Genomic DNA, 21,658 nt, shown 5'->3' with positions numbered 1-21,658 from the left:
GGATCAGCTCCGGCTCGCAGGAACCATCGCCAGCAGCTGCTCGTGGTCCCCCGCCTGGCGCAGGACCGGGGCTTCCAGCACGCCCGCGTCCGGGTCGTCCGCGCGGACCGCCGCCAGGAAGCGGACCACCGCGCGGGGGTCGGGGAGGACCTCGCCGCCGACGTAGGCCAGTGCCGTGGCCGCCTCGCCGGTGACGTCTTCGATCGCCGCCGCCCAGCCGTGGACTTCGTCCCAGACCAGGGCCAGGTCGTGGCCGGGGAAGCGGGACAAGCGCCAGTCCAGTGCGATGTAGGCGGCTGCGGGCGTGCCCGCGTCGAGCGTGCAGGACTCCAGTCCCACTCCCACGGCCCTCGCCACCGCCCCCAGGTAGCCGCGCAACCGCCGCTCGAACGAGAACTCCGTGTCGCGCCCGAAGTCGATCAGAATGCTCAACGCCGCCTCGCTTTCCGCGTCCTGCCGCGGGATCCTCCGCGGTCCCCCGAACGGGTACCCCGGTGGCACGCTGCTCAATCCCGGCGAACCGGACGCCGGGCGTCGTCGATCCGGCGACATCCCGCTTGTCATCATTTCGATGACATGTTAGAACGGAACCACCCGAAAGAGAGAAAGGCTCCCGGACCCCGTGACCGCATCGATCGAACTCCCGACCGGTTACCAGCATCCCGCCGTCCCCGCGCTCCTCGGCTACCTCCGCGACGTCACCGCCGAACTCGGGATCGGCCTCGAGTCGTGCACCGTCGACCACGACACCCCGGTATCGGCCTACGTCGCCCTCGACACCCGGCTGCCGCACTACCCCGACCGCGACGTGGCCCTGCTGTGGGACGAAGTCCGCGGCTGGGCCGCGGCCATCGAGACGCACTCCGGCGAGGACCTGATCGTCCTGCGCTACCTCGGCGGCCCCACCGTCGCGCCGTCGCCGCGCCGGGTCGGGCGGTTCGTCACCGCCCTGCACGAAGACGACCACACCGTGGGACGGCCCGATCCCGTCGAACTCCGCACCGCCGGCGACGCCGCCGCGCTCGCCGCGCTGCTGCGCCGGACGGCCGTGGCCCGATGACGGCTCCGCTGCCCCTGCCGGAAAGCTTCGCGCTCACGTTGCGCGGTTACGACCGGGAGCAGGTCGACCAGCGGATCGACGAGCTGCTCGACGAGATCCGCCTGCTCACGGCCGACCGCGACGCGGCCGTCGACGAGGCCGAGCACCTCGCGCGGCAGCTCGAACGGGCCCGCGCCGGCCAGGCCGGGCTGACCGCCCGCCTCGACCGGCTGTGCCGCACCCCCGCCGACCCGGCCGCCGTGAGCGACCGGGTCCGCCACCTGCTCGAACTGGCGCACGCCCAAGCGGACGACATCGTCACGACCGCCCGGGAACGCGCCGCCGCGATCGTCCGGGACGCCCAGGAGGCCGCAGAGGCCGCGGACCGGCGCACCGCCGACGCCCGCGCGCAGGCCCACCGGATCGTGGACGACGCCCGGCGCCGCGCGGACCGGCTGGCCGCGATCGAGCGGCGCACCGCCGACCGGCTGCGGCGGATCGACGCCTTCCTCGCCGACGCCGAAGGGCTCCTGGACGGGCAAACCCCGCTGCGCGCGGTCGCCTGAGCCGCCACGGCGCCGGAACACTTACGTGAATGAGTCATTTCACGACGTCCGGCGAGCCACGAGCGGCTCCGGTGAGGCAGGATCAGGGCGTGACCATCGATCAGGCCGGGGTGCCCGAAGCCCGTCCGGGCCCGGCTTTCCCCGAGCACGAAACCCGCGTCGACGCCCTGAGGCGGCAGCTCACCGCGATCGCCGGCGAAGCGACCGTCCGGCTCGCGAAGCGCACCTCCAACCTCTTCCGGTCCCGGGCCGCCGCGAAGCACCCCGGGCTGGACGTCTCCGGCTTCACCCACGTGCTGCACGTCGACCCCGGGGCCCGCACCGCCGACGTCGAAGGGATGGTGACCTACGAGCAGCTCGTCGACGCCACGCTGCCGCACGGGCTGATGCCGCTGGTCGTGCCGCAGCTGAAGACCATCACGCTCGGCGGCGCGGTGACCGGGCTCGGCATCGAGTCCTCGTCCTTCCGCAACGGAATGCCGCACGAGTCGGTGCTGGAGCTCGAGGTGCTCACCGGGGACGGCCGGATCGTCGTCGCGACACCGGACAACGAGCACCGCGACCTGTTCCACGGCTTCCCCAACTCCTACGGGACCCTCGGCTACGCACTGCGGCTGAAGATCCTGCTGGAACCGGTCAAACCGTTCGTCGAGCTCCGGCACGTCCGCTTCCACGACCGGGACACCTACTTCGGCGCCCTGCGCGAAGCCTGCGAGAGCGGCGAACACGACTTCGTCGACGGCACGGTCTTCGGCCCGGACGAGCTGTACCTGACGCTCGCGGCGTTCACCGACACCGCGCCGGCGACGAGCGACTACACCTGGCTGGACATCTACTACCGCTCCATCCAGCGGCGCGAAACCGACCACCTGACCGTCCGCGACTACCTCTGGCGCTGGGACACCGACTGGTTCTGGTGCTCCCGCGCGTTCGGCGTCCAGCACCGGCTGCCCCGGCTGCTGCTCGGCCGCCGGTTCCTGCGGTCCTCGGTCTACTGGAAGGCCGTCGCGCTCGACCGCCGGTTCCGGATCGCCGAGCGGCTGCTGAAGCTCCGGCGCCTGCCGCCGGAGGAGACGATCGTGCAGGACATCGAGGTCCCGCTCGCCCGGGCGGCGGAGTTCCTCGAGTTCTTCGAGCGGGAGATCCCGATCAGCCCGGTCTGGATCTGCCCGCTGCGGCAGCGGCCCGGTGGCGTCCGCTGGCCGCTCTACGAGCTGGACCCCGAAGAGCTGTACGTCAACTTCGGGTTCTGGTCGTCCGTCCCACTCGACCCCGGCGAGCGCGACGGCGTGCACAACCGGATGATCGAGGCGGAGGTCACCCGGCTCGGCGGCCACAAGTCGCTCTACTCCGACAGCTTCTACACCGAGGAAGAGTTCTGGCGGCTCTACAACGGCGACGCCTACCAGGAGCTCAAGCGGACCTACGACCCGCGCGAGCGGCTGCTCGGCCTCTACGAAAAATGCGTCCGCCGCCGGTGAAAGGAACGAACGTGACCCAGGAAAGCATCACCGTCGGCACCGTCTTCGAGCGGTTGCTCGGCCCCCGTGCCGAGGTGTCCATCACCGCCTACGACGGCAGCCGCAGCGGCCCGGCCGACGCGCCGGTGGCCATCGAAGTGCGCTCACCGCTGGCGCTGGACTACCTGATGTCCTCCCCCGGCGACCTCGGCCTCGCCCGCGCGTACGTCGCCGGCGCACTCGACGTCACCGGCGACCTCTACACGGCGTTGCACGCCCTGTCGACCCAGGTCGACCAGCTCACCCCGGCCGACCGGCTGTGGCTGCTGCGCAAGCTCGGCCCGCGCCACCTGCGGGTGGTCAAGCCGCCGGCCGAGGAGCACCCGAGCCGGTTCCGGCGCGGGATGACCGCGCTGCGGCATTCGAAGGCGCGGGACAGCGAGGCCATCGCCAGCCACTACGACGTGTCCAACCGGTTCTACGAGCTGGTCCTCGGCCCGTCGATGGCCTACACCTGCGCGGTGTTCCCGCACGAGGGGGCCACGCTGGAGGAGGCGCAGGCGCACAAGTTCGACCTGGTCTGCAAGAAGCTCGGCCTCAAGCCGGGCATGCGGCTGCTCGACGTCGGCTGCGGCTGGGGCGGGATGGTCGCCCACGCCGTCCGGCACTACGGCGTCGAGGCCATCGGTGTCACCCTCTCCCGCGAGCAGGCCCAGTGGGGGCAGAAGAACATCGTCGCGCTGGGGATCGCCGACCGCGCCGAAATCCGCCACCAAGACTACCGGGACGTCACCGAGACCGGGTTCGACGCGATCTCCTCGATCGGCCTGACCGAGCACATCGGGGCCCGCAACGTCCCCGGCTACTTCCGCTTCCTGGCCGGCAAGCTCAAGGCGCACGGACGGCTGCTCAACCACTGCATCACCAACCCGGACACGAGCGTCGCGCACCGCTCGCGCGGGTTCATCGACCGCTACGTCTTCCCGGACGGCGAACTCGAGGCACCCGGTGAGCTGATGACCGCCATGCACGACGCCGGGCTGGAGGTGCGTCACTCGGAGAACTTCCGCGAGCACTACGCGAAGACGCTGGCCGGGTGGTGCGCCAACCTGGACGAACACTGGGACGAGGCGGTCGCCGAGGCCGGTGCCGGGCGCAGCCGGGTGTGGGCCCTCTACCTGGCGGCCTGCCGGCTCGCCTTCGAACGGCGCGAGATCGAACTGCACCACATCCTGGGCGTCCGGACCGACAGCGAGGGCGGGATGGGCATGCCGCTGCGGCCCGATTGGGGAGTTTGACCGCCGGGGTGGCCTCTTCGGCCCGGTGATGGGATAATGGTCTTGAGACCGGACGTCCGAACGGGGCATCCAGGCTCACTAACAAAGAGTAGGTATTAGCATGGCTCAGGGCAGTGTCAAGTGGTTCAACGGCGAAAAGGGCTTCGGCTTCATCGCGCAGGACGGCGGGGGCCCGGACGTGTTCGTCCACTACTCCGAGATCCAGGGCAGCGGCTTCAAGTCGCTCGACGAGGGTCAGCGTGTGGAGTTCGAAATCGGCCAGGGCCAGAAGGGCCCGCAGGCCCAGCGCGTCAGCGTCATCTGAGCCACGAGGCACCCTAAGGCCCTCGCCCCTCCCGGGGGGCGGGGGCCTTACTCGTTCGCCGCTTCACGTCACCCCGCTTCACATCCACACTGCGGATTCACAACAGTCCGGTAACGTGGAACCGGACAGGAGCGAGAGCACCCCCCCGTATGCCGGCGTCCGGCCGGTCTCACTCTCGCACCGTGGCCCCGAGGCCGATCGCCGGCAGGAGCGGCGACCCGCCCGGCCACCTCCAGACCGCAGACTCGCCGGGTGTTCCCGCCCCCGGCCTCCCGCGCCCGGCTCGGCCCGGCGCGGCGTAGACCTCGAATCGAGAAGTGCATGACCGCCTCCGTGAAGGCAGCCCCTCCGGCTCCGAAGCCCGTGCTCTCGGGCAAGCAGACGATCCCCGAGCTCATCACCATCCGCACGTTCCTGCTCCTCCCCTTCCTCGCCCTCGCCGCCGCCGTCCCGGTGTTCTGGGGGTGGGGCGTCAGCTGGCTCGACCTCGCGATCGGCGGCGCGTTCTTCGTGGTGTCGACGCTCGGGGTCACCGTGGGGTACCACCGCTACTTCACCCACGGCGCGTTCCGCGCGAAGCGGGCCCTGCGGATCGCGCTGGCCATCGCCGGCGGCCTCGCGGCGCAGGGGCCGGTGATCGGCTGGGTCGCCGACCACCGCCGGCACCACGCCTTCTCCGACCGGGACGGCGACCCGCACTCGCCGTGGCTGTTCGGCACCTCCCCGGTGGCACTGGCCCGTGGCTTCTGGCACGCCCACATGGGCTGGCTCTTCGGCCGCGACAAGACCAACGTCGACCGGTTCGCCCCCGACCTGGCCGCCGACCGCGACCTGCGCGTCGTCGACCGGCTCTTCCCGCTGTGGGTGGTGGTGAGCCTGCTGCTCCCGCCGCTGCTCGGCGGCTTGATCACCATGTCGTGGTGGGGTGCGCTGACCGCGTTCCTGTGGGCGGGCCTGGCCCGGATCTCCTTCCAGCACCACGTGACGTGGTCGGTGAACTCGATCTGCCACATGATCGGCGAGCGCCCGTTCGCCAGCCGCGACCGCTCGGCCAACTTCTGGCCGCTGGCCATCCTGTCGATGGGCGAGTCCTGGCACAACACCCACCACGCGGACCCGACGTCGGCCCGCCACGGCGTGCTGCGCGGCCAGCTCGACATCTCCGCCCGGGTGATCTGGGTGTTCGAGAAGCTGGGCTGGGCGTGGAACGTGCGCTGGCCGACGGCGAAGCGGCTGGCCGCGCTGGCGCGCTGACCGCTGGCGAAAGAGCCCGAAAGTCCTTGCCCTCGCGGTAGCGCCGGGTGATCTTGGACCGATGGACACGGTCGCACTGACGTTCGACGACGGCCCGTACCCCGAGACGACCCCGGCGCTGCTGGCCGCGCTCGGTACCACGCGGGCGACGTTCTTCCTGTGGGGCGAGCACGCCGCGGCGCACCCGGACCTGGTCCGGGCGATCGCCGCGGCGGGCCACACGATCGGGAACCACACGTGGACCCACCCGCAGCTGACCACGCTGACGGTGGCCGGCATCGACCAGGAGGTCCGGCGCACGCAGGACCTCCTGACCCGGCTGACCGGCATCCGGCCGGCCCTGTTCCGGCCGCCCTACGGGGACACGGACCCCTCGGTCGCCCGGACGCTGGCGGCGCACGGGCTCACCGAGGTGCTGTGGAGCGTCGACACGCGCGACTGGGCGGGCTGTTCCGCGGACGAGATCGTCGCCGCGGCCGGGCAGGCACAGCCGGGCGGCACCGTGCTGATGCACGAAGGCCGCCCGGCCACGCTCGACGCGGTCCCCCGCATCCTCGCCGCGCTCACCGCCCGCGGGCTGCGTCCCGGTCCGGTCAGGGGTTGAGGCGGAAGTAGGCCGGCTTCGGCCGCAGGTTCTCGTCGAAGAGGCAGGCTGCCCCTTCGCCCGGGAAGACGTCCGGGACCCACGAGTGCCGGTCCGTGAAGCCCCAGGTCGTGAACTCGACGCACTTGCGGACGGCGTGGCAGCCGTCCCACAGCCGGCCGAAGTAGTCGGCCTGGGTGGCGAGCTTGGCCGCGTCCGGCGGGGTCGGGATCCGGACGTCGGCCTCGGTGACCGCGGTCTCCACACCGAGCCTGGCGAAGCGGGCCAGGTTTTCGCGGTACTGGCCGGGGAAGCCGTATTGGATCGACAGGTGCCCCTGGATGCCGACGCCGCTGATCGGCACGCCCTGCCGCCGCAGCGTCTTCACCAGGTCGTACACCGCGTCGCTCTTCGGGTTGATCCCTTCGATGTTGTAGTCGTTGATGTACAGCTTCGCCGCCGGGTCGGCCGCGTGCGCCCAGCGGAAGACGTCGGCCACGAAGCCGTCCCCGAGCTTCTGGTGGAAGACCGTGTCACGCCGGGTGCCGTCCTCGTTGAAGATCTCGTTGACGACGTCCCAGGCGCGGATCTTCCCCTTGTACCGCTTCACTTCCGTCATGATGTGGTCACGCAGGACCCGCCGGAGCTCGTCGGCGGGCAGCGCGGCGACCCAGTCCGGCAGCTGCGAGTGCCAGACCAGCGTGTGGCCGCGGACGGTCTTGTGGTGCGTCTGCGCGTACCGGACGATCGCGTCCGCGCCCGACCAGTCGTACTGGCCGCGCACGGCTTCGACCGTGGCCCACTTCATCTCGTTTTCGGGCGTCACGTTGTCGAATTCCCGGGTGAGCACCGCCCGGTAATCGGTTTCCGAAGCCAGGTACTGCGCAGCGACCGCGCTGCCGACGTAACGGTTCGTGGTGTATTGCAGCGGCACCGACGCAGAAGCCGCAGGCGCCTGCCACACGGCAATCCCCATGACGGCCGCAACCGCCATCAGGGCGCGTTTCTTAGGAATTCTTCCCGACATGTTCACCCTCCGCGAGACAATGGTGCTCCGAAAGTTTCCAACCGTTTCAAATCAGGTTTCGATGACCTAGAATCTCCGTCATGACAACGAAGTCTGACGAGCTCGAGCCGTCCGAGTCCCGGGTGACCATCGCCCGGATCGCCGCCGAGACCGGTGTCTCCGTCCCGACAGTTTCGAAAGTGCTGAACGGTCGTCCCGACGTCGCCGAAACCACCCGAGCCCGCGTCGAAGCGGTCATCGGGAAATATGGGTACAGACGACGTGCCGACGAACGTTCCCGCCGTTCCCGGCTGCTGGAGCTGATGTTCCACGAACTCGAAAGCACCTGGGCCCTTGAAATCATCCGCGGCGTCGAGTACGTCGCCCGCGAAAACGGAATGGCTGTCGTGCTCGCGGAATCTTCCGGCCGGCACACGCCCGGGCAGAGCTGGCTGGAGAGTGTGCTCGCCCGGCGGCCGGTCGGCATCGTTTCGGTGTGCTCGGACTTCACCGGCGGGCAGCTGGCGAAGCTCCGGGCCCGCGACATCCCGCTGGTCGTGGTCGACCCGGCCGGTGCGCCCGGGCCGGAGACGCCCTCGATCGGGGCCACGAACTGGCAGGGCGGGCTGACGGCCACCCGGCACCTCGTGGAGCTGGGCCACCGCCGGATCGCGATGATCGGCGGGCCGGAGGGGGTGCTGTGCAGCCGGGCCCGGATCGACGGTTACCGCACGGCGCTGGAGACGGCCGGGCTGGCCTTCGATCCGGCACTGGTGCGCCGCGGCGACTTCCACGTCCGGGCCGGCTACCGTGAACTGGCTTCACTGCTCACCCTCCCGGACCGGCCGACGGCGGTGTTCGCCGGCAGCGACCTGCAGGCGCTCGGCGTTTACGAGGCGGCGCGCGACGCGGGTCTGCGCATCCCGGACGACCTGAGCGTGGTGGGCTTCGACGACCTGCCGATCGCCCGCTGGCTCACCCCGGAGCTGACCACGGTCCGCCAGCCCCTGCAGGAGATGGCGGCGGCCGGCGCCCGGCTGGCGATTTCCCTGGCCCGCGGCGTGGACCCGGAGAGCCACCGCCTCGAGCTGGCCACGAGCTTGGTGGTCCGCCACAGCACGGCGGCCCCGGCCCACCAGGGCTACCGGGTCCTCACCGGCGGAGCGAGGTAAGGCCGAAGATCGGGGCCGAACCCCGGCCGGCGGGCGCGGCGCCGGCCAGCGGGCTCGCCCCGCGGAAAGCCCCTGACGTTCGACCACGACCACTGTGTCCGCTCCGGTGGCCCTCGATGGTTCGGCTGTAGACCGCCGTTGTCGATTCCCGACCGGCAGGCAGCCCGGACCGCCGCTCACCACGGCCACCGCATGCTCTCCGGCGGGCCCAGGTAACTCGCCCGCAGTCCCCCGGTGTCGACCACCAGCTTCTGCACGATCACCGCCGGGTCGACCATCCAGAACTTCAGCACGTGCGGGCCCGCGCCGGCGATCACGTGCCGCGTCGACGTCAGGTTCACGTTGTCCGAAGTGGTCCGCTCCCACTGGCGGTTCATGGACGTGTCGTCCGCGCCCGTCGCCGTCGTGATGTTCACGACCTGCGGCTCCGCGTCGTCGAACGACACCGCGTAGCGCAGTCCCTCACCCGTCAGCACGTTGCTGCGCGGGGACAAGAACGCCCACACCGTCACCGGACCCGTTGTGAACAGCGTCATCCGGTACTCCAGGCGGGGTCCCGCGCCCGGCTGCCTGCTCGCCGCCGTCACCGGGAACGGGGTCATGCCCGCCCCGGTCCGGCCGATGTCCGGGATCCGGCGCCACGCCACCTCGCCCGCGCCGACGTTGGCGGAGCAGTGCTCGGCCTCCATCGACACGTACCCGCCGGCCTCGACGAACCCGCGCCGCCACGACGGGGGCAGGTCCGGTTGGCGGACGACGGCGTCCACCACCACCGAACCGCCCGCGCCCGACACCGTGATCGGGACCGTCGTGGTGCCCTTCGGCGCCCTGGCCCAGTCGATCCGCACGGTCATCCGCAGCTCCTCGGTGACCCGGCCGCCGCGCGGCTCGACCAGCACCCACGGCGCACCCGTCGAGACGGTGCAGCGGAACGGGGCCCGCCCGCGGTTGAAGACGTCGATGTACTGCGGCGGCGCACTCTGGTGGGGACTGAACTCCGGCAGCACCGGACGTCCCGGCGCCGCCGGCCACCACTGTTCCGACCCGTCGACGGCGACACCCAGCGAAGCCGCGGCGGGCAGCTCGATCCGTTTCACCGCCGGGAAGATGACGTCCGGCAGGGCGACGTTGTCCTTCTCCGGCTGCTGCCAGGGCGCGTTCGGGCCGTAGCGCTCGACGTCGCCGTAGTCGATGTGCGGCTGGGTCTGGAAGCCCTTCCACTTCCCGCCCGCGATGCCGGTGTTGTACTTCTCCGCCAGCGCCAGGTCGTCGGCGAACCGGGCCTCGGTAACGGCGGCCAGCGTGTTGGCCGAAGCCCGGCCCTGGGCCGCGTGGAGCAGGTTGGTGAACTCGGCGCGCCGCAGCGCGTACAGGTTCGCCGTCGCCTGGACTTCGTACTGCACGAGTTCGTAGAAGGCGTCCCGGTACGCCGCCGGGATCCGCGCCGCGATCTTCGCGGTGCGCGCCGCCAGGTCCTGCCACTCCTGGGTGACCGTGTCCAGCTCGCGGTAGTTGACCAGGCTGAACGGCGTCATCCGGTCGTCGTAGGAGATCGCCGCGGCGGTGGCCGGGTCCTTCGCCGGGTCGACGGTGATCCGCCGGTTGAGCAGCTCCGGCTTGCGGCGGGACTGCAGCCGCCCGTAGTCGTGCAGCACTCCGGCGATGCCGGAAGCCAGCGACGCGCCGAAGTTCTCCGAGGCGAACGAACGCTCCCACGTGGACAGCCGCTCGACCGGCAGGGCCGCGGGAGCCCAGGCGTAGTCGAGGAAGAACTGCAGCGGCAGCTCGTTGCCCTTCATGTCCCCGACGTTGGCCACCCACAGGCGGTCGTTGCCGTAGGCGTACGCCTGGTGCAGCTGCTCCCACGTGTTGGCGAGCAGCGCGGTGTCGACCCATTTGTAGTTGCGGCCGCCGCCGACGTAGTCGAAGTGGTAGTAGAGCCCGTAGCCGCCGGGGTGCGGCGGCAGGGACAGGTCGGGCATCTTGCGGATGTTGCCCCAGTTGTCGTCGGTGAACACCACGATGACGTCGTCCGGCGGGCGCAGGCCCTTCGCCCAGTACCGCTGCACTTCCTTGTAGAGCGTCCAGACCTGCGGCACGGTGGTCAGGTCACGGCCGGTTTCGCGGGCGAGGATCTCCCGTTCGGTCGCGATGATCTCGCGCATCAGCTCGATGCCGTCGCCGTCGGGGAGGCCGACGTCGCCGTTGCCGCGCATGCCGAGCGTGACGACGCCTTCGAAGTCCTCGCGGACCATCCGGCGGATCCCGTCGGTCCAATAGGCCTTGATCGCCTCGCCGTTGCGGCGGAAGCTCCACTCCCCCGTGCCGCCGTACGGGTCGTGCCCGGGGGTGGTGATGTTCCCGGCCGCGTCGCGGACCGCGGGCACCGCGTGCCGGTTCCACTCCTCGATCCCGCGCATCATCGGCGCCTCGTGGGAGGTGCCCATCACGATGCCGTACTCCTTGGCGGTGGCGTGGTTGAGCGGGTCGTCCTCGGCGAACGCCCGCCCCCACACCGCCGGCCACAGGTAGTTCGCCCGCAGCCGGAGCATGGTCTCGAAGACCTTGGCGAAGAAGAGGTGGTTGAAGCCGTTGGGGAACCCGGGCGCCTTGCCCGGCCCGAAGTAGGCCGGGGCCCAGGTGCCGAGCGCCGGGTTCTCGTCGTTGATGAAGAAGCCGCGGTACTTCACGTGCGGGGTGCCGAGGCTGAACCGCTCGCGCGGCAGGTGCAGCTCGGCCTGCTGTCGCGGCGGCACGTCCGCCCACCAGTACCAGGGCGAGACGCCGATGCGCCGGGAAACCTCGTAGACGCCGTAGATCACACCGCGCTGGTCACTGCCGGTGAGGACGAGCCGTCCGTCGACGACCTGGCTCAGCGACGTCTCCCACTTCCCGGCGATGCCGGTGACGTCGAGCTTGCCGGCCGCGACCAGGCCGTCGACCAGCGGGCTGTGGCCGAGCGTGCCGACCACGACGACCGGGCCGTGCGCGGGGACCACGTCGAACGACACCGCGGGCCGCACGCCCGTGACCCGTTCGACGTCGGCGGCCAGGTCGGCGGCGACCCGCCGCACCCCGGGGAAGTCGCCCGAGCCGACCACGATCGTCGCGGCCTTCCCCCGCGACGCCAACGGGAAGCCGGTCCCGGCTTCGGCGAGGCCCGGCACGGCGACGGATCCCGCCGCCCCGGCCAGGGCGAGTAGTTGCAGGAAGGCACGGCGGTGTACCTCGGACGGCACGGGAGACCTCCTGAGTCAGCCCTTCACGGATCCGGTCAGCCCGCCGACGATGCGCCGTTCGGCGAGCACGAAGAACGCGAGCGCCGGGATCGCCGACAAGGCGGTGAACGCGAGCACCCGGGCGGTGTCCTGGGAGAACTGGGACTGGAACATCGCGACGCCGAGCGGGAGCGTGAAGTTCCCGGAGTCGTTGAACACCAGCAGTGGCAGCAGGTAGGCGTTCCAGCTGGTGACGAAGGCCAGCACGGCGACCGTGGTCAGCGCCGGCGTCGAGAGCGGCAGCAGGATCCGCCAGAAGAACCCGAGCCTGGTGGTGCCGTCGAGCACGGCCGCGTCCTCGATCTCGCCGGGGATCGCGTGCATGAACGGGCGCAGGATCACGATCGTCACCGGCAGCGAGAACGCCGCCTCCGGGATCGCCACGCCCCAGAAGCTCTCGAGCAGGCCCAGCTGCCGCAGCCACAGGTACAGCGGCAGCGTCGCGACGCCGATCGGGAACAGCAGGCCGAGCGTGAACAGCGTGTAGAACGCCTCCCGGCCCTTGAACTGGTAACGCGAAAGCGCGTACCCGGCCATCGAGCCGAGCCCGACGGCGAGCACGGTCGCGATCACGGCGATCAGCGCGCTGTTGCCGAGGAACGTCCAGAACGCGCCCGAGCCGAGCACCGAGGCGTAGTTGTCGAACACCCACGGCCCCGGCAGCCCGGCCGGGTCGGTGTTGAGCTGCGCGTTGGTGCGAAACCCGCCGAGCGCCACGAACAGCAGCGGGACGACGGTCACGCCGACCACCACGATGGCCGCGAGGTAACCCATCGACAGCCCGAACTTGCCCGAGCGCATCAGCCCACCATCCTCGTCAGGGCCCCCTGCGTGTCACGGCGGAGCGCGAACCGCTGGTACAGCAGGGCGAACGCGAAGCAGATGACGAACAGGATCACCGCGACCGCGGAGCCGAACCCGAACTCGTAGCGCTTGAAGCCGTGGTCGATCAGGTAGGTCGCCATCGTCGTCGACGCGTTCGCCGGGCCGCCCTGTGTCATGATCCAGACGACGTCGAACAGCTGGAGCGAGCCGATCACCGAGAGGAAGATCCAGATCCGGATGGTCGGCCCGAGCAGCGGCAGCACCACGTGGCGCGTGGTCTGCCACGCCGAAGCGCCGTCGAGCGCCGCGGCTTCGCGCAGCTCGGCGGGCACGCCCTGCAGGCCGGCGAGCAGCAGGATGATGCCGAAGCCGATGTACTTCCAGGTGATCACCGCGAACAGCGTGTAGAGCACGATGCCCGGGTCGGCCAGCCAGTTGTGGACCAGCCCCCCGAGCCCGGCGCCCCGGAGCACCTGGTCGGCGAACCCGCTGGGCTGCAGCATGAGCGCCCAGATCACCGCGGTGATCGCCTCGGAGAGCACGTACGGAGCGAACACCAGGGCGCGCAGCACCGCGCGCCCCCGCAGCTTCCGGTTGAGCAGCAGCGCCAGGCCGATCGACAGCGGCAGCTGCACCACGATCGACAGGACGGCGATGATCAGGTTGTGCCCGATGGCGCCCTGGAACACCTTGCCGGCGAAGGCATCGGCGTAGTTGTCGAAGCCGATGAACTCGTCCAGCGGACCGAAGCCGTTCCACTTGAACAGGCTGTAGAAAGCCGCGATCCCGATCGGCACCAGGACGAACCCGGTGAACAGCAGCAGGGCGGGCCCGAGCAGCAGCGTCAGCTCGAGCCGCTTGCGCAGGCCGGGCCGGTGCTTCCGGGCGGTGACCGCCGGTGCGGACGGCCGCGCCGCCGTCCGCACCGGGGTCGTCGCCGTGGTCACTTGTTGCCCGCCGCGGCCTGGTTGACGGCCGTGACGATGCCTTCGGGGGTGCCCTGGCCGGCGAACATGTTGGCCACCGCGTCGTTCAGCGCGGCACCGACCGCCGTCGGGAACGCCCGGTCGAAGTACATCTGCACGTACGGCGCCTTCGTGCCGTAGTCGTTGACCTGCCGGAGCGTGTCGGTCTTCAGCGACTTCGCGGCCGCGGCGTTCACGGGCAGGCCGGTCCCCTTCGCGGCGAGCTCGGTCTGCACCGGCTCGCTGACCAGGTACTGCAGGAAGGCCGTGCAGGCCTTGGAGGCCCGGGTGGTGCAGGCGAAACCGTCACCGCCGCCGAGCGCGGCCGCCGGGTCGCCCTGCCCGCCCGCCACGGTCGGGAACGGGAACCAGCCGATCTTCGAGTCCAGGTCCTTGTCCTCGGTCAGCGACGACATCGTGCCGGGCTCCCAGTCGCCTTGCAGCTCCATCGCGGCCTTGCCGTTGGCGACGAGACCGGCGGAGCTGCCCGCGCCCTGCTGGGCGGGCGTGCCGGCGAACCCGGTCTGGAACGGTTCGGTGGCCAGGAAGTTCTTGAGGTCCTGCCCGGCCTTCATCCAGCACGGGTCCTCAAGCTTGACCGCCTTCACCGACTGCTGGAGCACCGCGGTCGAGCATTCCCGGATGGCGAAGTAGTTGAAGTAGAAGGCATCCGGCCAGCGGTCCTTGCCGCCGACCGAGATCGGCGCGACGTTCTTGGCCTTCAGCGCCGTGACGGCGGCGTTCAGCTCGTCCATGGTCTTCGGCGGGGTGGTGATGCCCGCTTGCTGGAACAGGTCCTTGCGGTACCAGAAGCCGACGAAGTGCTGCGTGAACGGCACGCCGTACTGCTTGCCGTCGACCTGCCACTTCTCGCCGAACTTGCCGGTGGCCGGTTCGATCCACGACTTGGTGTCGTCGGTGATGTCGGCGACCTTGCCCGAGGTGATCTGCCCGGACAGGTCGCCCGCGCCCCAGGACTGGTAGATGTCCGGCGGCTCGGCCGACTGCAGGGCGAGCGGGACCTTCGTGTTGAAGTCCTCGTTCTGCAGCGGCTGCGCCTTGATCGTGACTTCGGGGTGCGCCTTCTGGTAGTCGGCGACGACCTGCGCCCAGACCGACTTGATCGGATCGGTGGTGCCGTTGTGCCACCAGGTCAAGGTGACCGGGCCGCTCGGCTGTTGCTGCTGCGCGGGGGTATCGCCGCCCCCGCTGCACGCGGCGAGCGCGAGCGGGACTACGGCCGCCAAGGCGGCGAGAACGGTGATCCGGCGTTTCACAAACATCGTGGGTCCACTCCTGACGACTTCGGCCGAGTAGGACGGGGCGGCTCGGCGCCCGGGTTGGCGAAGAGTCTGCTCCCGGACAAATGCCGTGTCAATCGTTGTCGATAACGTTTTCTATGGCTAGTCTGAGCCGATGCAGCCCAGTTCCAGGGTGACCATCCGTGACGTCGCCGCCCGGGCCGGCGTCTCGGTGGCCACGGTTTCGAAGGTGATCAACGAGCGCTACGGCGTCTCCGCCACAACGCTCGCGCGAGTCCGCGCCGTGATCGAAGAGCTCGGTTACGAAGCGAGCCTGGTGGCGCAGAGCCTGAGAAACCACCGGACGAACGTCATCGGCATCCTGGTCGCCGACCTCGAACCGTTCTCGACCGAGCTGCTCAAGGGAGCCGCGGACGCCATCCGCGGCAGCGGTTTCGAACTCGTCGTCTACTCCGCCGGCGGGCGCACCGGCGACCCGGTGGGCTGGGAGAAGCGCTACCTCTCCCGGCTGAGCGGCACCCTCGTCGACGGCGCCGTGCTGGTCACGCCGGCCGTCTCGCTGGAGGCGGTGCCCGGCACGCCGGTCGTCGCGGTCGACCCGCACACCGGGCCGTCGCACCTGCCGACGATCGATTCCGACAACCTGCGCGGTGCGCAGCTGGCCACCGAGCACCTGCTGGAGCTGGGGCACCGGCGGATCGCGTTCCTCTCCGGCCGGCCCGACCTGCAGTCGGCCGAGCTGCGCAAAACCGGGTACCTGCGGGCGTTGACGGCCGCGGGCATCGAACCCGACGAAGAGCTGATCCGGATCGGTGCCTACGACCCGGAGATCTCCGCGGCCTCGGCCCGCGCCCTGCTGACGGGCCCGGACCGGCCGACCGCGGTGTTCGCCGCGAACGACATCTCGGCCATCGCGACCGTCGGCGCGGCCCGCGAGCTCGGCCTGTCCGTACCGGACGACCTTTCCGTGGTGGGCTTCGACAACGTGCCCGAATCCGCGCTCTGCCGCCCGCCACTGACCACTGTGGACCAGCCGATCCGCGAAATGGGGCACCGGGCGATCCGGATGCTCATCGCGCTCATCAACGGCGACGAAGTCGGGCGGACCCACGTCACGCTCGACACCGGCCTGGTGGTGCGGCACTCGACCCGCGCCATCCCCTGAGCCGTCCCCTCCTCAGCACTCCTCCCCCCAGACGAAGGGCGGAAAGCCTTGACCACGCAGCCCACCACGGCCGGAGAGCCGTGGCGCGACCCCGCGGCCGACCCGGGCGAACGCGTCCGGGCCCTGATGGCCCGGATGACCCTGCGCGAGAAGATCGCCCAGCTCTACGGGGTCTGGGTCGGGATCGACTCCGGCGGCGAGATGGCGCCGCACCAGCACGACTTCGTCGACGCGGCGGTCGACCTCGACGACCTGGTCCGCCACGGCATCGGGCAGCTGACCCGCGCCTTCGGCACCCGGCCCGTCGACCCGGTCGTCGGGGCGCACAGCCTCGCGCGCACCCAGCGGCAGATCGTCGCCAGCAGCCGCTTCGGCATTCCCGCGGTGGTGCACGAAGAGTGCCTGACCGGCCTGGCCGCGTGGCAGGCGACGATCTACCCGGCACCGCTGTCGTGGGGCGCGACCTTCGACCCGGACCTGGTGCGCCGGATGGCCGAGCGGATCGGGCGGACCATGCGCGAGCTCGGCGTGCACCAGGGCCTCGCGCCGGTTCTCGACGTGGCGCGCGACCTGCGGTGGGGCCGGGTCGAGGAAACCATCGGCGAAGACCCCCACCTCGTCGGGACGATCGGCAGCGCGTACGTCGCCGGCCTGGAGTCGGCCGGTGTGGTCGCCACGCTCAAGCACTTCGTCGGCTACTCCGCCTCGCGCGCCGGGCGGAACCTGGCGCCGGTTTCGGCGGGACCGCGCGAAATCGCCGACGTCCTGCTCCCGCCGTTCGAGCACGCGCTGCGCGCCGGCGCCCGGTCGGTGATGAACACCTACACCGACGTCGACGGCGTTCCGGGGGCCGCCGACCCGGCCCTGCTGACGGACCTGCTGCGCGACACCTACGGTTTCGACGGCACGGTGGTCGCCGACTACTTCTCGGTGGCGTTCCTGCACCGCCTGCACGGCGTCGCGGCCGACCGGGCCGACGCGGCCCGGCAGGCGATCACCGCCGGCATCGACGTCGAACTGCCGACCATGGACTGCTACGGCGAGCCGCTGCTCGCCGCGGTGGAAGAGGGTGCGGTCGACGCCGCCGTCGTCGACCGCGCTCTCGAGCGCGTGCTGCGGCAGAAGTGCGAGCTGGGCCTGCTCGACGCCGGCTGGGCCCCGGAGGTCCCCGAGGAGATCGACCTCGACGACGCCGAATCGCGGGCGCTGGCCCGCGAGGTGGCCGAGCGCTCGATCGTGCTGCTGCACAACGACGGCACGCTGCCCCTCGCCCCCGCCGCCCGGGTGGCCGTGGTGGGGCCGCGCGCGGACACGCCCGGCGCGATGCTCGGCTGCTACTCGTTCCCGCTGCACGTCGGCGTCCACCACCCCGACGTCCCGTTCGGCGTCTCGGTGCCGACCCTGCTCGAGGCGCTGCGTGCCTCCTACGACGACGTCTTCTACGCGCTGGGCTGCCCGGTCACGGGCGGGGACGACGAAGGGATCGCGCAAGCGGTGGCCGCGTGCGCGGAGTCGTCGGTGTGCGTGGCCGTGCTGGGCGACCGGGCCGGGCTGTTCGGCGGCGGGACGTCCGGCGAAGGCTGCGACGCGGCCGACCTGCGCCTGCCGGGCCGTCAGGAGGAACTGCTCGACGCCCTGCTGGACACGGGCAAGCCGGTGGTGCTCGTCCTGCTCTCGGGGCGGCCGTACGAGCTGTCCCGGCAGCTGCCCCGGCTGGCCGCGGTGGTCTGCGGGTTCTACCCCGGCGAAGAAGGGGCCGGTGCGCTGGCGGACGTCCTCAGCGGCCGGATCAACCCGGCCGGCCGGCTGCCGGTGAGCTTCCCGGCGGCCGGGGCAAGCCAGCCCTCGACGTATCTGGCCGCGCCGCTCGGCCGGCGCAGCGAGGTGTCCACAGTGGATCCTTCGCCCCTGTTCCCCTTCGGGCACGGGCTCTCCTACGCCCCGGCGACCTGGCTGGACGTCAGCGCGACGGGCTCGCTCTGGCCGACCGACGGCGTGTGCCGCGTCCGGGTGACCCTGCGCAACGACCACCGGCGTGAGGCGTCCGAAGTCGTCCAGGTCTACCTGCACGACCCGGTGGCCGAGGTGGCGCGGCCGGAGCGCCAGCTCATCGGGGCCCGCCGGGTGACACTGGCCCCCGGCGAAACCCGCGTCCTGGAGATCGGCCTGCACGCGGACCTGACCTCCTACACCGGCCGCGCGGGCCACCGCCAGGTCGATCCCGGCGACGTCGAGCTGCGGGTGGGGACGTCGAGCGAGCAGATCTTCGCGACACTGCACTGCACCCTGACCGGGCCGCGCCGCCTCGTCGGCTTCGACCGGGTCCTGACCCCGGAGTTTTCGTCGTGAAACGTCCTCTGGTGCTCTTCGTCCTGGCCGTGCTGACCGTTCTCTTCGTGGGGGCGTCCGCCCGCCCGGCGCCTTCGCACTGGGTGGCGACGTGGACGTCGATGCCCCAGCTGACGGAACCGGGCAACCTGCCGCCGGCGCCCTTCACCGGCGCCGACCGGGTGCTCGACAACGCGTCCCTGCGCGAGACGGCGCAGGTGACGGTGGGCGGCCCGCGGATCCGGCTGCGGTTTTCCAACGCCTTCGGCGGTGCGCCGCTGCCGCTGACCGCGGTGTCGGTCGCCCGTCCGGTTTCCGGCGCGGCCGGGGTCTCCTCCGTGGTGCCGGGCAGTGTCGTGCCGGTGACGTTCCACGGCAAGCCGTCGACGACGGTCCCGCAGGGCGCGCAGGTGGTGTCGGACCCGCTGCCGTTCCCGGTGCGGGCCATGGAGAACATCGCGGTGACGGCGTACCTGGCCCATGGTCAGGCTTCCACGTCGATCACCTCGCACCCGGGTTCGCGCACGACGTCGTACCTGCTGGCGGGCAACCACGTTTCCGACGCCGAACTGCCAGGCGCGACCCCGGTGGACCACTGGTACTTCCTCAGCGGCGTCGAGGTGCTTTCGCCGGCGAACGCGGTGGCGGTGATCGGCGACTCCATCTCCGACGGCCGCGGCTCGACGACGAACGGGAACGACCGCTGGCCGAACGTGCTGGCTGCACGCTTGCACGGCGTGTCCGTGGTGAACCAGGCGGCGGGCGGCAACCGCGTGCTGCAGGACGGCCTCGGCCCCAACGTGCTGGCCCGCCTGGACCGCGATCTGCTGTCCACGAGCGGGGTTTCGTGGGCCATCGTGTTCGAGGGTGTGAACGACATCGGCACGGCCGCCCCGGCCGACGCGGCGAACGTGGCGGCGCAGCTGATCGACGCGTACGACCAGATCCTGGTCCGCGCGCACGCCCAGGACATCCGCGTGTACGGCGCGACGATCACGCCGTTCGGCGGCAACACCGGCTACGACGCCCCGGAGCGCGAGGACGCGCGCCAGCGGGTCAACGCTTGGATCCGCCAGCCGGGCCACTTCGACGCGCTGCTGGACTTCGACAAGGTGGCCCGGGACCCGGCGGCGCCGTCCCGGCTGCTGCCGGCGTACGACGTGGGCGACCACCTGCACCTCAACCCGGCGGGATACCAGGCGCTCGGTTCGAGCGTTCCGGCCGGGCTTTTCCGGAACGGCGGTTAGAAATGGCCACGAGCCGAAAAGATGACAATTCCCGGACGTGATTTCCGCCGGTAGTCACTGATCGCCGAACCCGATCTGACGGACGGTGATCAGCCCGGTGAGCGCCGGATATCTGTTGGGACACAAGCGAGTCTCGAAGGCGGGGGCCCGTGACGCACGTCACGGGCCGTCCCCTAACATGTCGCCGTCTGCTCTCCCCACAGGTAGTCGTCGCTCCCGGAAAGGGAAACCATGTCCGACGTCATGAACAGCATCTTCGGCCGCCCCAGGAACGAAAACCCCGACGCCGGCGGATACGCCTACGGCGCGGTCGAGCCCGCGGTCCCCGAGGCCCCGGCTCCCGAAACCGCCGAGGCGGAATCCGCACCCGAGGCGGAGAGCGCCGCGGAAACCGCCGAAGCCCCCGAGACGAGCGACGAGGACGTCACCGGGACCGACGAGGAGGCGGTCACCGAGGACACCGACGACGCCGAAGTCTCCGAAGTTTCCGAAGATGACACGGACCCGAACGCCGTCGAAGACGCGGACTCGCCGGTTGCCGAGCCCATCGCGGAGACCGCGCCGGTCGTCGCCGAAGCGGCACCGGTCACGGAGACCGCGCCGGTCGTCGAAACCGCTACGCCCGCGGCCCGCCCCGCAGCGGGCAGCCGCGGCAGCACCACGATCGCCGACGGGGTGGTCGGGAAGATCGTCGTGCGGATCGCCGCGCAGACCGAGGGCGTGCACAGCGTCGCCGAGGACGGCATCACGGTCGAGCTCGCCGACGAGGTCGCCTGGATCACCATCCCCGTGGTGATCGGCTTCGGCCACCCGGTCAAGGCGCTGGGCGAGCAGATCCGCACCGCGGTGATCGAGGCCGTCGAGCAGTACCTGGGCCTCGACGTCGAGGTCGTCGACGTCCACGTCACCGACATCCACTTCCCCGAAGCGGACTGACCCTTTCGATGCCCGGTCCCGGTTTCCGGGGCCGGGCATCGTTCTGTTCCCGCCCGGAGAAAAGGCGCCTCTCGACCTCCCTGGACCACCCCGGCCCGGCGAAGACCGCCACCCGGCGCTCGACGCCCGTGCCTGGCACTTCATCGCCCGCCGCAGTCCCGGCGGCCCGCCGCTGGCCTACACCCGGCTGTCCACACCGGACTCCGGCCCGCGGTGGCGGTTCCGGGACTTCCTCACGTGTTGCCTCCCGAGGAGTTCCGGCTGGTCCGCACCGGCGCGTCGAGCGGTCGCTGTTCGCCGAGCCGGCGCGGAGCCGGCGGCTTCCGGCGGCACCCCCGGCGGCGCGCTGTGCGCGGAAGCGGCCCGCCGCATCCTGCTCGGCCTGCCGTGCGACCTCCGCTCACCGCACCCGGTAGCGCAGGTGAAGCACGTCGTGGTCCTCCAGCCGCCGGACGAGCTCGAGTTCCGCCTTCACACCACCGAACAGGCGCCGCCCTTCGCCGAGGAGGACCGGGACGACGTGGACTTCGAGCTCGTCCAGCAAACCGGCGGCCAGCAGCGCCTGCGCGGCCCCGGCGCCGTGCACCATGACCGCGCGATCGCCGGCTGCGGCGCGGGCTTCTTGCGCGGCCGCCGCGACTTCGGTGAAGAACCGCGCGCTCCCGGGCGGGGTGTCGGCGGGATCGACGTGGTGGGTGAGCACGTGGATCGGCACGCCGTCGTGGTGGTCGCCGCCCCACCGTCCCGCCAGCTCGAACGTGCGGCGGCCCGCGATCACCGCGCCGGTCGCCAGCGCCTCGCGGAAGACCTGCCCGCTGGGGCCGTCCCCGTGGCGGTGGTCCAGCCAGTCGAAGAGCCGGCCCCCACCGCGGCCCAGTTCCTGACCGGGGCGGTCGTCGGGCCCGGCCACGAAGCCGTCGAGGGACATCGTCATGTAGAGGCGGATCATCGGGGTACTCCTCGGGCCGGG

General features: G+C 71.2%; 19 protein-coding genes. 12 read left to right on the top strand and 7 right to left on the bottom strand.

Going from position 1 to position 21,658, the window contains the following annotated elements:
* Nucleotides 1-3: 3 nt before the first annotated feature.
* A complete protein-coding gene (locus Q5425_RS12170; RefSeq protein WP_308672282.1) occupies nt 4-432 on the bottom strand; it encodes a DUF6292 family protein in 429 nt (142 codons plus the stop codon).
* 190 nt (nt 433-622) lie between these two features.
* On the opposite strand from Q5425_RS12170, the gene Q5425_RS12165 reads away from it, so the two are divergent.
* The 7 genes from Q5425_RS12165 (at nt 623) to Q5425_RS12135 (ending at nt 6,525) form a co-directional block, all read left to right on the top strand.
* Nucleotides 623-1,060 (top strand): DUF6292 family protein, encoded by a 438-nt coding sequence (locus tag Q5425_RS12165; protein WP_308672281.1) that lies wholly within the window; start codon nt 623-625, stop codon nt 1,058-1,060.
* Nucleotides 1,057-1,605 carry a hypothetical protein gene (locus tag Q5425_RS12160; protein ID WP_308672280.1) on the top strand — a complete coding sequence of 183 codons (549 nt, stop codon included), beginning with the start codon at nt 1,057-1,059 and terminating at the stop codon, nt 1,603-1,605. The genes Q5425_RS12165 and Q5425_RS12160 overlap by 4 nt, the downstream gene beginning before the upstream one ends.
* 89 nt (nt 1,606-1,694) lie before the next feature.
* Nucleotides 1,695-3,086 carry an FAD-binding oxidoreductase gene (locus Q5425_RS12155; protein WP_308672279.1) on the top strand — a complete coding sequence of 464 codons (1,392 nt, stop codon included), beginning with the start codon at nt 1,695-1,697 and terminating at the stop codon, nt 3,084-3,086.
* Nucleotides 3,068-4,363 (top strand): class I SAM-dependent methyltransferase, encoded by a 1,296-nt coding sequence (locus Q5425_RS12150; RefSeq protein ID WP_396135154.1) that lies wholly within the window; start codon nt 3,068-3,070, stop codon nt 4,361-4,363. The genes Q5425_RS12155 and Q5425_RS12150 overlap by 19 nt, the downstream gene beginning before the upstream one ends.
* A gap of 100 nt (nt 4,364-4,463) precedes the next feature.
* Nucleotides 4,464-4,667: a cold-shock protein gene (locus Q5425_RS12145; protein ID WP_004558414.1), complete on the top strand. Its 204-nt coding sequence runs from the start codon at nt 4,464-4,466 to the stop codon at nt 4,665-4,667.
* Nucleotides 4,668-4,988: 321 nt separating this feature from the next.
* A complete protein-coding gene (locus Q5425_RS12140) occupies nt 4,989-5,921 on the top strand; it encodes an acyl-CoA desaturase (protein WP_308672277.1) in 933 nt (310 codons plus the stop codon).
* A 61-nt stretch (nt 5,922-5,982) separates the two neighbouring features.
* Complete coding sequence (locus Q5425_RS12135) at nt 5,983-6,525, top strand: polysaccharide deacetylase family protein (protein ID WP_308672276.1); 543 nt, start codon at nt 5,983-5,985, stop codon at nt 6,523-6,525.
* Here the strand turns inward: Q5425_RS12135 and Q5425_RS12130 are convergent.
* Nucleotides 6,515-7,438 (bottom strand): endo-1,4-beta-xylanase, encoded by a 924-nt coding sequence (locus Q5425_RS12130; RefSeq protein ID WP_308672275.1) that lies wholly within the window; start codon nt 7,436-7,438, stop codon nt 6,515-6,517. The genes Q5425_RS12135 and Q5425_RS12130 overlap by 11 nt on opposite strands.
* A gap of 173 nt (nt 7,439-7,611) precedes the next feature.
* Between Q5425_RS12130 and Q5425_RS12125 the strand changes: the two genes are divergently transcribed.
* Nucleotides 7,612-8,682 carry a LacI family DNA-binding transcriptional regulator gene (locus tag Q5425_RS12125; RefSeq protein WP_308672274.1) on the top strand — a complete coding sequence of 357 codons (1,071 nt, stop codon included), beginning with the start codon at nt 7,612-7,614 and terminating at the stop codon, nt 8,680-8,682.
* A gap of 176 nt (nt 8,683-8,858) precedes the next feature.
* Here the strand turns inward: Q5425_RS12125 and Q5425_RS12120 are convergent, their stop codons facing one another.
* From Q5425_RS12120 to Q5425_RS12105, 4 genes are read right to left on the bottom strand one after another with little or no spacing between them, the layout of a single operon-like run.
* On the bottom strand, nt 8,859-11,921 hold the full coding sequence (locus tag Q5425_RS12120; RefSeq protein WP_308672273.1) for a glycosyl hydrolase 115 family protein: 3,063 nt from the start codon (nt 11,919-11,921) through the stop codon (nt 8,859-8,861).
* Nucleotides 11,922-11,936: 15 nt separating this feature from the next.
* Nucleotides 11,937-12,761: a carbohydrate ABC transporter permease gene (locus tag Q5425_RS12115; RefSeq protein ID WP_308672272.1), complete on the bottom strand. Its 825-nt coding sequence runs from the start codon at nt 12,759-12,761 to the stop codon at nt 11,937-11,939.
* A complete protein-coding gene (locus Q5425_RS12110) occupies nt 12,761-13,732 on the bottom strand; it encodes a sugar ABC transporter permease (RefSeq protein WP_308672271.1) in 972 nt (323 codons plus the stop codon). Before Q5425_RS12110 ends, Q5425_RS12115 begins: the two co-directional genes overlap by 1 nt.
* Complete coding sequence (locus tag Q5425_RS12105) at nt 13,729-15,033, bottom strand: extracellular solute-binding protein (protein ID WP_308672270.1); 1,305 nt, start codon at nt 15,031-15,033, stop codon at nt 13,729-13,731. Before Q5425_RS12105 ends, Q5425_RS12110 begins: the two co-directional genes overlap by 4 nt.
* 133 nt (nt 15,034-15,166) lie before the next feature.
* On the opposite strand from Q5425_RS12105, the gene Q5425_RS12100 reads away from it, so the two are divergent.
* From Q5425_RS12100 to Q5425_RS12085, 4 genes are all read left to right on the top strand, one after another.
* Nucleotides 15,167-16,177 (top strand): LacI family DNA-binding transcriptional regulator, encoded by a 1,011-nt coding sequence (locus Q5425_RS12100; RefSeq protein WP_308672269.1) that lies wholly within the window; start codon nt 15,167-15,169, stop codon nt 16,175-16,177.
* Nucleotides 16,178-16,225: 48 nt separating this feature from the next.
* A complete protein-coding gene (locus tag Q5425_RS12095; protein ID WP_308672268.1) occupies nt 16,226-18,526 on the top strand; it encodes a glycoside hydrolase family 3 N-terminal domain-containing protein in 2,301 nt (766 codons plus the stop codon).
* On the top strand, nt 18,523-19,752 hold the full coding sequence (locus tag Q5425_RS12090; protein WP_308672267.1) for an SGNH/GDSL hydrolase family protein: 1,230 nt from the start codon (nt 18,523-18,525) through the stop codon (nt 19,750-19,752). Before Q5425_RS12095 ends, Q5425_RS12090 begins: the two co-directional genes overlap by 4 nt.
* A gap of 231 nt (nt 19,753-19,983) precedes the next feature.
* The gene (locus Q5425_RS12085; RefSeq protein WP_308672266.1) at nt 19,984-20,688 is read left to right on the top strand and encodes an Asp23/Gls24 family envelope stress response protein; all 705 of its coding nucleotides are present in this window, start codon (nt 19,984-19,986) and stop codon (nt 20,686-20,688) included.
* A gap of 400 nt (nt 20,689-21,088) precedes the next feature.
* Here Q5425_RS12085 and Q5425_RS12080 read toward each other — a convergent pair whose 3' ends face one another.
* Nucleotides 21,089-21,637, bottom strand: coding sequence for a dihydrofolate reductase family protein (locus Q5425_RS12080; protein ID WP_308672265.1), 549 nt, complete (start codon nt 21,635-21,637; stop codon nt 21,089-21,091).
* Nucleotides 21,638-21,658 lie beyond the last annotated feature (21 nt).

The sequence above is a fragment of the Amycolatopsis sp. A133 genome (assembly GCF_031082405.1).
Classification (GTDB): Bacteria; Actinomycetota; Actinomycetes; order Mycobacteriales; family Pseudonocardiaceae; genus Amycolatopsis.
This window is presented reverse-complemented; position numbering and strand designations above follow the sequence as displayed.

What these genes read in the sequence shown, in the direction of transcription:
- Q5425_RS12160 (WP_308672280.1), top strand. Translation starts at nt 1,057, where the DNA reads ATGACGGCTCCGCTGCCCCTGCCGGAAAGCTTCGCGCTCACGTTGCGC.
- Q5425_RS12150 (WP_396135154.1), top strand. Translation starts at nt 3,068, where the DNA reads ATGCGTCCGCCGCCGGTGAAAGGAACGAACGTGACCCAGGAAAGCATC.
- Q5425_RS12145 (WP_004558414.1), top strand. Translation starts at nt 4,464, where the DNA reads ATGGCTCAGGGCAGTGTCAAGTGGTTCAACGGCGAAAAGGGCTTCGGC.
- Q5425_RS12140 (WP_308672277.1), top strand. Translation starts at nt 4,989, where the DNA reads ATGACCGCCTCCGTGAAGGCAGCCCCTCCGGCTCCGAAGCCCGTGCTC.
- Q5425_RS12135 (WP_308672276.1), top strand. Translation starts at nt 5,983, where the DNA reads ATGGACACGGTCGCACTGACGTTCGACGACGGCCCGTACCCCGAGACG.
- Q5425_RS12125 (WP_308672274.1), top strand. Translation starts at nt 7,612, where the DNA reads ATGACAACGAAGTCTGACGAGCTCGAGCCGTCCGAGTCCCGGGTGACC.
- Q5425_RS12115 (WP_308672272.1), bottom strand. Translation starts at nt 12,761, where the DNA reads ATGCGCTCGGGCAAGTTCGGGCTGTCGATGGGTTACCTCGCGGCCATC.
- Q5425_RS12105 (WP_308672270.1), bottom strand. Translation starts at nt 15,033, where the DNA reads ATGTTTGTGAAACGCCGGATCACCGTTCTCGCCGCCTTGGCGGCCGTA.
- Q5425_RS12100 (WP_308672269.1), top strand. Translation starts at nt 15,167, where the DNA reads ATGCAGCCCAGTTCCAGGGTGACCATCCGTGACGTCGCCGCCCGGGCC.
- Q5425_RS12085 (WP_308672266.1), top strand. Translation starts at nt 19,984, where the DNA reads ATGTCCGACGTCATGAACAGCATCTTCGGCCGCCCCAGGAACGAAAAC.
- Q5425_RS12080 (WP_308672265.1), bottom strand. Translation starts at nt 21,637, where the DNA reads ATGATCCGCCTCTACATGACGATGTCCCTCGACGGCTTCGTGGCCGGG.